This is a genomic window from Mycobacterium sp. 1164985.4 (assembly GCF_001668575.1).
Taxonomy (GTDB): Bacteria; Actinomycetota; Actinomycetes; order Mycobacteriales; family Mycobacteriaceae; genus Mycobacterium.
In genome coordinates, this window is sequence record NZ_LZMD01000048.1 from 1 (window position 1) to 11,312 (window position 11,312).

Here is an 11,312-nt window from a genome sequence, read left to right on the forward strand (position 1 = left end):
TCGATCTGCTCGCGCGAGACGACATCGATTACACGCAACGGCCTTTCGGGGAACGCCGCGCCGCACTCGTCGACGCGCTCTCCGGCGCAGGCTCGATATTCCAGATCACCCCGGTGACGACCGACCTCGCGACGGCACACCGGTGGTTCGACGAGTTCGAGGGTGCCGGCCTCGACGGCGTGATCGCCAAACGGCTGGACGGCCCGTATCTGCCCGGCAAGCGCGAGATGGTCAAGGTCAAGCACGCCCGCGACGCCGATTGCGTGGCGATGGGTTATCGCATCCACAAGAGCGGGGAGGGCATCGGTTCGATCCTGCTCGGCCTGTACAACGACGACGGAGATCTTCAGATGGTCGGCGGGGCAGCATCTTTCACCACCAAGGATCGGCTCAAGCTGTTGGCCGAGCTGGAACCGCTGCGCGAAGGCGACGAGATGCGCGAGGGCGACCCCAGCCGCTGGAACTCCGCGGCCGACAAGCGGTGGGTCCCCATTCGGCCGGAGAAGGTCTGCGAGGTCGCCTACGACCAGATGGAGGGCAACGGCGGCGCCGCACAACGCTTCCGTCACGCCGTGAAGTTTCGGCGGTGGCGACCCGACCGAGACCCGAAGAGCTGTACCTTCGACCAGGTCGACGTCCCGCTCAACTACGACCTCTACGACGTTCTGGAGTCCTGAGATGCCAACAGCAGCAGAGGAAGTCGATGTCGACGGTACGAAGGTTCGACTGACCAACCGCGACAAGGTGTACTTCCCGAAGCTCGGCAAGAACGGCACGAAGGGCAAACTCTTCGACTACTACCGCTCCGTCGCCGAACCGATGGTGGCGCTCCTGCGCGACCGCCCGGTGCACCTGCAGCGGTTCCCCGACGGCATCGACGGCGAGGAGATCTACCAGAAACGCGTACCGCAGAAGCACCCCGACTACCTCGAGACCTGCACCGTCACCTTCCCGTCCGGCCGCACCGCCGACGCGCTGAAGGTCACCCATCCGTCGGCGATCGCGTGGGCCGCGCAGATGGGCACGATCACGCTGCACCCATGGCAGGTGAGATGCCCGGACACCGAGCATCCCGACGAACTGCGCATCGACCTCGACCCGCAGCCCGGGACCGGTTTCGCCGACGCGAGCTCGGTCGCGGTCGACGTGCTCAAACCGCTGCTCGACGAGCTCGGTCTGGTCGGCTATCCGAAAACGTCCGGCGGCCGCGGGGTGCACGTGTTTCTGCGCATCAAGACCGACTGGGATTTCATCGAGGTCCGTCGTGCGGGTATCGCGCTGGCCCGCGAGGTCGAACGCCGCGCGCCCGAGGCGGTGACCACGTCGTGGTGGAAAGAAGAAAGGGGCGCGCGCATCTTCATCGACTACAACCAGAACGCGCGCGACCGCACCTTTGCCTCCGCGTACTCGGCGCGCAAGACCCCGATCGCCACCGTGTCCACCCCGTTGACCTGGGAGGAGCTGCGTACCGCCGACCCCGACGACTACACGATCTCGACCGTGCCGGATTTCGTTGCGGGACGGCCGGATCCGTGGGCCGACATCGACCGTAAGCCTCAGTCGATCAAGAAGCTGCTGGACATGGTGAAGGCCGACGAGGAGCAAGGGTTCGGCGACCTGCCGTATCCGCCCAACTACCCGAAGATGCCTGGTGAGCCGCCTCGTGTGCAGCCCAGCAAGAAGGTCGCCGCCAACTGGGACGAAGAGGGCAATCCCGTCCACGGCTGAATTCGCGGTTTGTGTCGCCCGTCACACGGGTACGGGGTCTTCATGATCAAGCAAGTCAGCGTTGCCTTGGGTGTCCTCGCGGTCGCGGTCGGTTGTTCGAACCAAGCGTCCGACGAATCGGCCACCACGACCACGACCACGACCACCACCACGGGCTCGTCGAGCGCCGAAGGCCTGACCGCCCAGATCAACACGCTCGACGGCAAACACGTCGCCAACGCCACGGTCGACTTCACCGGCGGATACGCCACGGTGACGGTCGAGACCGTCGAAGACGGCGTCCTGTCGCCGGGCTTCCACAGCATGCACATTCACGGGGTCGGGACCTGCGACGCCGGCGACGGCTTCGCGTCGGCGGGCGAGCATCTCCAGGCGCCCGGCCACACCGGCATGCCGGCCAGCGGCGATCTGCCACCCCTGCTCGTGCGCTCCAACGGCGCAGGCAAGTTGGTCGTCACCAGCGACGCCTTCACCGAGAAAGAACTCAAGACACCGCAGGGGTCGTCGATCGTGCTCCACGAGAGCGCAACCATGGAGGGTGGAGATCCGGCGGCGGCCGAACAGCGGATCGCGTGCGGTGTGCTCAGCCCGGCCACCGCGGCGAGCCCGTCGGTCGAGACGTCGATCTCGACGTCCGTGGTCACCACGACCGCGGTGGCACCTCCACCGGCGACCACCGTCACCGAGACACCGACCGAGACCACCTCACCGCCGGCCGAAACCCCGGCCACCACGACCCCGCCGACCGCGACCAACACCGTCACCGTGACCGAGACGCCGTCGCCGACTACCACGGTGCCCGCACCCCCGGGCGGCTGACGCGACGCGCTCAGGCCGCCGAGATGTCGCGTCTCGGCCGCTGAACCGGGTCTGCTGTCCCCATGCGCGTTTCGACGACCCTTCGTAGGTGGCTCGCGGGCTTGGCCCTGTTCGCACTCCTGGGCAGCGGAATCGGCGTCGCGGCCGTGATGATCCTGGGGTCGGTCAAGCAGGCGAAGCAGGCGGAGCACGCCGAGGCGTCACGCGCGGCGCTCGCCCCGCAGCCGAAGGTGCCCACACCAATGGAGTTCGCGATCAACGTGAACGTGACCGACACGCACTGCGCACCCGAGCCGCCCGGATGCTTTTACAAGTACTCGATCGAGCCGAAATACATTGGCATGCACCCACTTCCAAAGGCGCCGTTCACCGTCTTCTACGAAGTGGTCGGCGGCAACGCCCCACAGAAGGGCGAGTTCACCGTCACCGACGGTCAGGCGCAGATCCTTCAGGACGTGGTGCTGGAGGGACCGCCCGCCGCCCAACTCAAGGCGAACGTGCTGCAGGTGACCGGCTGAGGAGCTACCGCCGGGGGCCGACGCCGCGCGCCTGAGGCAGCGGCAGATCGTTGTAGGTGGCGATGCCGGGCGGCGCCGCCACGACCGCCGGAATCGCGTGGATCGGCGGCATGGCGGTCATGATGTGGCCGAGCACGAAGAAGTCCTCGATGGACTTCGCGTTCTCGATCATGTCCTGCGGAGGCAAAAAGCCGACCTGCATGTTGACGGTGGGCCGACCCTCGATCGTGATCTTCCAGCCGTCCCCGTCGAGCTGCCAGTCCGGATCCAGCGTCTGGCCCTTCTTCCACCGCACGTTGACGTCGACGACGGTTCGTTGGCCGCCGGCAGGCTCATTGATCAAGCCCTGCCAGCTGGCGTACACCCCCGCCACGTGACCAGCCGGGATCGTCCACGACGCCATCTCGAGATCTTCTGTGGTCTGGGCGTATTCGGACACACACTTGATCTCGTCGAGCTCGACGCCGATCGAGTCGGCGACCAGCCGCACGGCCTCGGCGAACACCGCGGTGCCGTTGGCGGACATCGGTGCCAGGTTCGGATCGTCGATCGCGGTGCCGAAGCCGACCGGCCGCTCGGTGTCGGGGGAGTCGTAGAGCGTGGTGTCAGCGGATTCGGAGATGGTGATCTTGTCGACACGGTCGCACGCCGTCGCGGCGACGATCGCGAGCAGTTCCGCGAAGCCCGGGCTCACCCCGGATCCGAACAGCGTCGCGTTGCCGCGCTTGCACGCTTCTTCGATCTTGTCCCGGCCGTCGCCGAGGTTGTCTCCGGTGATGAAGGAGGCGGATGAGACGACGTTGACGCCGGCCTCCAGGATGCGCACGAGTTCGTCGACGTCGATCCACATCGGGTTGTAGACCACGACATCGGGCTTCAACGCGAGCAGGGCATCGACGTCGTTGGTCGCCTTCACGCCGAGGGGTTCGATGCCCGCCAGCTCTCCGGCGTCCCGGCCGGCCTTGTCCTGCGACCACGCATAGAGGCCGACGAGTTCGTAGTTCGGGTTCTTCGCGATCGCCTCGACCGAGCTCTTGCCGACATTGCCGGTGGTCCACTGCACGACGCGATAAGGAGTGTTTGGCACACGCTCAGCATAGGAAAGCCGGACGCTTCGCGAGGACGTTTTTTACCGAGCGGCGAAAAATTGTTTGGTCGACCGCCTAGGCTGAGTCGTGATGAGCGGACGCACGAGGGGTCGCCCGCCCCGGATCAGCCGCGACCAGATCGTCGCGGCGGCCCGCGACGTGGCGAGCGCCGGCCTGACCATGCAGGCGGTCGCGGATGCCCTCGGAGTCAGCCGCAAGGCCCTGCACTACTACGTCGGCGACCGCGAAGGTCTGCTGACGCTCGTGATCGCCGACCTCTTCGAACGCGAGCTGACCACCGTCGAGCTGCCAGACGGCGACGACTGGCGGGCGGTTCTGCGGGCCTACGCCGTCGCGTTCCGGGACGGCCTGGTGCAGGTCGGCGCCGCCACCGACTTCGCCCGACTGCGGGGTATCGGCGAGGCCGCGGCGCTGGCACTCGCGGATCGGGTGCTCGATGCATTGCTCACCGCCGGTTTCACTCCCGACGTCGCGCGGTACGGGCTGACCGCGGCGTCGAACATTGCGCAGTCCGCGGCGCACAGCAGCGCCGCGCAGACGCCGTCGGGAATGCACCGGCACCGCGCGGAGACGTCGGCCGCCCTGGAGTCGGAACCGCAGGACACTTACCCGGCGCTGCGCACCGTGCTCGACTCCGCTCAATTCCAGCGCCACGACGCCGAGCACCAGTTCGACTTCGAACTCGAGGTGCTGATCTCGGGGCTGGATCGGCTCCTCGCCGATTAGAGCGGCGTCAGCGTGGCCTTGGCGGTCCGTTCCGCGCCGCCGCCGTCGACCCACGTCATGTCGACGATGTCACCGGGATAGTGGCGGTCCAGCACGCCGGTCAGCGTGGTGGCCGAGTCCAGTGGGGTGCCATCGAGCACGACGAGCACGTCGCCGGGTCGCAGTCCCGCCCGGTCGGCCGGACCACCGCGCAGCACGTCGGCGATCTGCACGCCGGGACCCCGCTGCGCCGAGCGCACCCCGACGCCGAGCAGCACCGGCGGCCCGATGTGGACGTCGGCCGACGGCGTGCGAGACCGGATTTGGTTGGCGACCGGCAGCGCGTCGTTGATCGGGATCGCGAAGCCCTCACCGCCCGGGCCGAACCGGAAGTTCACAGATGCCGCGGTGGTGATCCCGACGACCTGCCCAGCGCTGTTGACGACAGGGCCGCCGGAGTCGCCGGCCACGACCGGCGCCGCGAACTCCATGAGCCCCGCCAGTTCGTCCTTGCTGCCGGTCAGCGAGTCCTCGGCGTTCACTGTGCGGCCGAACGCGGTGATCGTGCCGACCTCGCGGGTCAGCGGCCCGTTCGTGCCGTTCGCGTTGCCGAGCGCGACGACGGGTTCGCCGGGCGCGAGCAGCGCGGAGTCCCCGAGCGGCGCGACGGGTAGGCCCTGGGCGCCGATCAGCTGCACGACCGCGATGTCTCGTCCGCGGTTGTATCCGACCAGCTCGGCGGGATAGGAGCGGCCTCCGATGCTGCCGGTGATCCGGTCGGCGCCCGATACGACGTGGAAGTTGGTCAGCACCTGGCCGTTCGGGTCGATCACGAAACCAGTGCCGTTTCCGTATGCGCCCTGGTAGTCGATCTCGGTGTCGATGCGCACGACGGCGGGTTCGATCTGAGCGGCCGCGGCGATGGGGTCGCCGGGCGCGGCTGCTACCGGGAAAGCCGGCGCGACCAGGGCCAGCGCTGTGGCCAAAGCGATCAGCAGCGTCGCGAACGGACGCGGGACTCCGATTTTGCCCATGAGCCCATATTGCCCGATGTCGGGGCGACTAATCGTCTACCGCGACGCCTCCGCGCAGGCGACGACGCCTGCGACGTGCGGGTTCGGGCCTGCGATTGCGCAGTTTGCCGTCGGCGGGCTCGGCTTCGTCGGTGGCCTCGGATGCGGATTCGGTCTCGTCGGCGTCGGCTTTGACCTCGGCCTCGTCGGCGTCGTCCTCATCCTTGGTGTCGGCCGCGTCCTTGGTGTCGGCCGCGTCCTTGGTGTCGGTGACCTCGTCCTCCGTTCCGTCGGACGGTTCGCTGTCCTTGACGTCCTCGGTATCGGCGACGTCATCGTCATCGACGGTGGTCTCGGAGGCGTCCTCGGCGTCCTTCGACCGCCTGCCCCGGCGGCGCTGCTTCGGCGCCTTGACCTTGACCGGTTTCGGCGGCGGAGGCGGCAACTCGGCGACCCAGGCCAGGTAGAACGCAAAAATGCCGAGCAGCGCGATTGCTGCGGCCGCGCCGTAGATGCCGAACAGCCACCGGCCCGCGTCGTCGAGCGACAACCAGATCTCGCTGATCGCCGCGCCGATGATCAGCAGCCCGGCCAGTACGTGCAGGACGATCGACCAGGTCCGTAGCGTCAGCGCCATCTGCGGCGTGCCGAATTCGGGTCTGCGGGTGCGCAGCAGCGTGAACACCACAGGCAGCGCGGCCAGGCCGATCAGGGCGCCACACACGATGCGCATCACGGTGCCGAGCGTGGGAGAAAGGTCGCCGGACAGCTCGTACCAGCGGGGCAGGACGAAGAAGAAGTACAGAACACCGGCTACGGCGCTGAAGATCGCGTGCCAGGTCACCGCGACAGTGCGGCTCATACTCCTCCTAGACGCTTGTTTGGTCCCGGGGTGCGACGGTATGTGACGGTCAGATTCGGCCGACAGGCCGCACCCCGGGCCGAGTGCGGAGGATGCGGGATTTGAACCCGCGAGGGCTATTAACCCAACCCGCGTTCCAGGCGAGCGCCATAGGCCACTAGGCGAATCCTCCGCGGGCCATGGTAGCCGACCTCAGGACCGAGCCGATCGGGATGCGACCGGCTCGGGTATTAGACTCGCCGTGGACCCCGCGCGGCGTCCATCCTGTGAACTCCCCCAGGGCCGGAAGGCAGCAAGGGTCAATGGGCTCTGGCGGGTGCGCGGGGTCCCCTCATTTCGCGCTTCTGAAAGTTGAAAGGCGTCTGGTGTCTTTTCTGTCGCTCGGTCGGGACGAACTCGCCGCAGAGCACGAGCAGCAGAAGCGCAACTACGCCGAGCTGCAGGCCAAGGCGCTCAAGCTGGACCTGACCCGCGGTAAGCCGTCCGCGGCGCAGCTGGACCTGTCCAACAAGCTGCTCGAGCTGCCCGGCGCCGAGGACTTCCGCGACGGCGACGGTACCGACGTCCGCAACTACGGCGGCGTGCACGGTCTGCCGGAACTGCGCGCGATCTTCGGCGAGCTGCTCGGCATCCCGGTGCAGAACCTGCTCGCCGGGAACAACGCGAGCCTCGAGCTGATGCACGACGTCGTGGTGTTCTCGATGCTGCACGGCGGCCCGGACTCGCCGCGGCCGTGGGTGCAGGAACCCGTCGTAAAGTTCCTGTGCCCGGCGCCCGGCTACGACCGGCACTTCGCGATCACCGAGAGCCTCGGCATCGAGATGATCACCGTGCCGATGCTCGAGGACGGACCCGACGTCGACCTGATCGAGGAACTCGTCGCCGCCGATCCTGCGATCAAGGGCATGTGGTGCGTGCCGGTGTACTCGAATCCCACCGGCGTCACGTTCTCCTGGGAGACGGTCCGACGGCTCGTCCAGATGCGAACGGCGGCAAACGATTTCCGGTTGATGTGGGACAACGCCTACGCGGTGCACACGTTGACCCACGACTTCGTCCGCAACATCGACGTGCTCGGGCTGGCCGAGGCCGCGGGCAACGGCAACCGCCCCCTGGTGTTCGCCTCGACGTCGAAGATCACGTTCGCCGGTGCCGGGGTCAGCTTCCTGGGCGCCTCGCTGGGCAACATCGCCTGGTATCTGCAGCACGCGGGCAAGAAGTCGATCGGACCGGACAAGGTGAACCAGCTGCGGCACCTGCGGTTCTTCCGCGACGCCGACGGTGTGCGTCTGCAGATGCAGCGTCACCAGGAGCTGCTGGCACCGAAGTTCGCCGCGGTGCTGGAGATCCTCTCCGACCGGCTCGGCGAGTCGAAGGTCGCGTCGTGGACCGAACCCAAGGGCGGGTACTTCATCAGCCTCGACGTGTTGCCGGGTACGGCCAAGCGCACGGTGGCGCTGGCCAAGGATGCGGGTATCGCGGTGACTGAGGCCGGTGCCACTTTCCCTTATCGGAAAGATCCGGAAGACAAGAACATCCGCATCGCGCCGACCATGCCGCCCGAGCCCGAGCTGCGGGCCGCGATCGATGGCCTGGCGACCTGCGCGCTGCTGTCGGCGACCGAGTCGCTGCTCGAGAACTAGCCGGCCGGTTTGTGAATCTGACGACGGTTTCCGCGAAGATGCGTCGCCAGATTCACAATCGCAGCCCCCGCGCGCGCAACGCGCTCTCGACCCTGGCCACATAGGTCGCGCGCCGTTGGTGCAACAGGTCTCGACTGACGCGGATGATCACCCAGCCGAGTTCCGTCAACGCGAACTGCCTGTCGATATCGCGCTGCCTCACCCGCGGATCGGTCCAGTGCTGGGGCCCGTCGTACTCGATGCCGACCAACAGGTCCGGGTAGGCCATGTCGAGGCGGGCGACGAACTGCCCGTACTCGTCGAACACGCGGACCTGCGTCTGCGGCGCCGGGAGCCCCGCGTCGACCAACGCCAGCCGGGCGACGGTCTCCTGCGGCGACTCCGCGCCGCCGTCCATCAGGACAAGCACGCGGCGCAGCCGCGGAACACCGCGGACACCCGGGTGCGCGGCGATCACCGCCTGGACGTCGACGTGTTTTAGCCCGGTGGCGTTGGACAGCGCGTCGAGCTGTTGCACCGCACGCACCCGAGACCCGGTGCGACGGCCGAGGTCGAAGGCCGTGCGGGCCGGTGTCGTGACGGGCATGCCGTCGATGCTCACGAGTTCGTCGGGCCGCACTCGTTCGGTGTGAACGACGAGACCCGTTGGTGGCCTGCGGTTGTCGTGGATGAGCTCCGCCGGTAAGCCGGCGTCGACCCACCTGGCGCCCAGGACTGCCGCCGCGGACATACCCGCCACGACTCCGCGCCGTTTAGACCACAGCCACGCCGCGTGCGCCCGCTGTTGCGCCGAGACGGTGACGTCGCGCGGGACGTAGACGTTCGGGTAGAGCGGCGCGTACAGACGGCGCATCGCGCGCTCGGAGATCGCGCCCGCCGACAACGCTTCGCTTCCGATGAACGGCCATGGCGGTTCGGTCATGGTCGTACGGTGCACGCGCCGACCGACGGAACGCGGTCCCGTTGCACCGTCATCCACAGGTCCACGGCGTTTGTGAATCTGACGACGCTTCGACGCCCGGGACCGTCGCCGATTTCACAATCGAGAGGGGCAGGGCTGACGTGTCGCGCCGTCGGACCGCGCCGGTAGCCTGCTGTGCGTGGCGCTCTACCGCAAGTACCGGCCCGCGACCTTCGCGGAGGTCGTTGGCCAGGAACATGTCACCGAGCCACTGTCGACGGCGCTGACGTCCGGCCGGATCAACCACGCCTACCTGTTCTCGGGTCCGCGTGGATGCGGCAAGACCTCGTCGGCGCGCATCCTGGCGCGGTCGCTGAACTGCGTGCAGGGGCCGACGGCCACGCCGTGCGGGGTGTGCGATTCGTGCGTGGCGCTCGCACCGAACGGGTCCGGCAGCGTCGACGTCGTCGAGCTCGACGCGGCCAGCCACGGCGGTGTGGACGACACCCGCGAGTTGCGCGACCGCGCGTTCTACGCGCCGGCGCAGTCGCGGTATCGCATCTTCATCGTCGACGAGGCGCACATGGTCACCACGGCCGGCTTCAACGCGCTGCTGAAGATCGTCGAGGAGCCGCCCGAACATCTGATCTTCGTTTTCGCGACCACCGAGCCCGAGAAGGTGCTGCCGACCATCCGGTCGCGCACACACCACTACCCGTTCCGCCTGCTGGCGCCGCGCACCATGCGCACGCTGCTGGAGAACATCTGCGCGCAGGAGAACGTCACCGTCGACGACGCGGTCTACCCGCTGGTGATCCGCGCCGGCGGCGGGTCGCCACGCGACACGCTTTCGGTGCTCGACCAGCTGCTGGCCGGCGCCGAGGGCAACCACGTCAACTACGCGCGGGCGTTGGCGCTGCTGGGTGCGACGGACGTCGCGCTGATCGATGACGCGATCGACGCGTTGGCCGCAGGCGATGCCGCGGCGCTGTTCGGCGTCGTCGAGGCGGTGATCGACGCCGGGCACGACCCGCGCCGGTTCGCTACCGACCTGTTGGAGCGGTTCCGCGACCTGATCATTTTGCAGTCGGTGCCCGACGCCGCGGCGCGTGGTGTCGTCGACGGACCCGAGGACGTGCTCGACCGGATGCGCGAGCAGGCGACGCGCATCGGCACCGCGACGCTGACCCGCTACGCCGAGGTGGTGCACGCCGGCCTCGGCGAGATGCGCGGCGCGACCGCGCCCCGACTGCTGCTCGAGGTGGTGTGCGCGCGGCTGCTGCTGCCGTCGGCCAGCGACACGGAAGCGGCTGTGCTGCAACGGATCGAGCGCATCGAGACCCGCCTGGAGATGTCGATTCCGGCCGGTGAGGGCGCAGCGTCTCAGGTGGGTGGGCCGCCCAAGCAGTACGCCCGCAGGAGTAGGGCCGAGGCGCAGGCGCCCGCCGTCGAGGCACCATCCCGCCCCGAGCCCCGACAAGAGTCGCGCCCCGAGCCCAAGCCGGAGCCTCGTTCCGAGTCCTCGGCACCGGCCCCGTCCGAGGAAGCCACCGAGGACAAGCCGCCGTCACCGCCGCCGGTGCGACCGCCGTCGGATCCGGTGGTCGAGGCGCCACCCCCAGCGGCCGTCACGGGAGAACCGAACGCGGCCGCGGTGCGCAGCATGTGGTCGACGGTGCGTGACAAGGTGCGTGAGCGCAGCCGCACCACCGAGGTGATGTTGTCGGGCGCGATCGTCCGCGCCGTCGAAGGCGACACCCTGGTGCTCAGCCACGAGTCGGCACCGCTGGCCAAGCGGTTGACCGAACAGCGCAACGCCGACGTCATCCGCGAAGCGCTGAAGGACGCCCTCGGTGTGAACTGGAAGATCCGCTGCGAAGCCGGCGACGCGGGACCGGCCGCCCCGGTGGAGCCCAGCGCCGGCGCCGCACCGACGCCACCGCGGCCCAGGGGGTTTTTGGCTTATGTACGCCCGAGGAGAACCTGCGCCATCACTACGCGCTGACATGACCCC

General features: G+C 68.3%; 10 protein-coding genes, 1 tRNA gene, 1 other RNA gene and 1 pseudogene. 8 read left to right on the forward strand and 5 right to left on the reverse strand.

Translation table 11 applies throughout. From position 1 onward, the window contains the following. The 4 genes from A5650_RS07935 to A5650_RS07950 form a co-directional block, all read left to right on the forward strand. Positions 1-677 (forward strand): ATP dependent DNA ligase (locus A5650_RS07935; protein ID WP_502687053.1); only part of this gene is annotated, 677 nt, incomplete at its 5' end. Between the two features lies 1 nt (position 678). Next, a complete protein-coding gene (gene ligD / locus A5650_RS07940) occupies positions 679-1,728 on the forward strand; it encodes a non-homologous end-joining DNA ligase (RefSeq protein WP_067288634.1) in 1,050 nt (349 codons plus the stop codon). 42 nt (positions 1,729-1,770) lie between these two features. Beyond that, a complete protein-coding gene (locus A5650_RS07945) occupies positions 1,771-2,547 on the forward strand; it encodes a superoxide dismutase family protein (RefSeq protein ID WP_197501817.1) in 777 nt (258 codons plus the stop codon). A 62-nt stretch (positions 2,548-2,609) separates the two neighbouring features. Next, a complete protein-coding gene (locus A5650_RS07950; protein ID WP_067288637.1) occupies positions 2,610-3,065 on the forward strand; it encodes a hypothetical protein in 456 nt (151 codons plus the stop codon). 4 nt (positions 3,066-3,069) lie between these two features. On the opposite strand, the gene A5650_RS07955 is transcribed toward A5650_RS07950, so the two are convergent. After that, positions 3,070-4,152 (reverse strand): NAD(P)H-dependent amine dehydrogenase family protein, encoded by a 1,083-nt coding sequence (locus A5650_RS07955; protein WP_067288640.1) that lies wholly within the window; start codon positions 4,150-4,152, stop codon positions 3,070-3,072. Between the two features lie 91 nt (positions 4,153-4,243). On the opposite strand from A5650_RS07955, the gene A5650_RS07960 reads away from it, so the two are divergent. After that, positions 4,244-4,900, forward strand: coding sequence for a TetR/AcrR family transcriptional regulator C-terminal domain-containing protein (locus A5650_RS07960; protein ID WP_067288643.1), 657 nt, complete (start codon positions 4,244-4,246; stop codon positions 4,898-4,900). On the opposite strand, the gene A5650_RS07965 is transcribed toward A5650_RS07960, so the two are convergent. The 3 genes from A5650_RS07965 to A5650_RS07975 form a co-directional block, all read right to left on the reverse strand. Continuing rightward, the gene (locus tag A5650_RS07965) at positions 4,897-5,913 is read right to left on the reverse strand and encodes a S1C family serine protease (protein WP_067288646.1); all 1,017 of its coding nucleotides are present in this window, start codon (positions 5,911-5,913) and stop codon (positions 4,897-4,899) included. The two genes, A5650_RS07960 and A5650_RS07965, sit on opposite strands and share 4 nt — an antisense overlap. Before the next feature lie 28 nt (positions 5,914-5,941). After that, entirely contained in the window at positions 5,942-6,754 is an 813-nt protein-coding gene (lucA, locus tag A5650_RS07970; RefSeq protein WP_067288648.1) for a lipid uptake coordinator LucA, read from the reverse strand. Positions 6,755-6,840: 86 nt separating this feature from the next. After that, positions 6,841-6,926, reverse strand: a tRNA-Ser gene (locus A5650_RS07975). Positions 6,927-6,994: 68 nt separating this feature from the next. Here A5650_RS07975 and ffs point away from each other — a divergent pair. Then, an RNA gene (ffs, locus tag A5650_RS07980) (signal recognition particle sRNA small type) lies at positions 6,995-7,089 on the forward strand. A gap of 30 nt (positions 7,090-7,119) precedes the next feature. Next, the gene (locus tag A5650_RS07985; RefSeq protein ID WP_067288651.1) at positions 7,120-8,397 is read left to right on the forward strand and encodes an aspartate aminotransferase type Ic; all 1,278 of its coding nucleotides are present in this window, start codon (positions 7,120-7,122) and stop codon (positions 8,395-8,397) included. Between the two features lie 52 nt (positions 8,398-8,449). Here the strand turns inward: A5650_RS07985 and A5650_RS07990 are convergent, their stop codons facing one another. Beyond that, positions 8,450-9,319, reverse strand: a complete 870-nt coding sequence (locus A5650_RS07990) for an endonuclease domain-containing protein (protein WP_067288658.1) — start codon at positions 9,317-9,319, stop codon at positions 8,450-8,452. A 178-nt stretch (positions 9,320-9,497) separates the two neighbouring features. Here A5650_RS07990 and A5650_RS07995 point away from each other — a divergent pair. Next, positions 9,498-11,228 (forward strand): annotated as a pseudogene (locus tag A5650_RS07995) (DNA polymerase III subunits gamma/tau); the annotation flags it as partial. Positions 11,229-11,312: the final 84 nt, after the last annotated feature.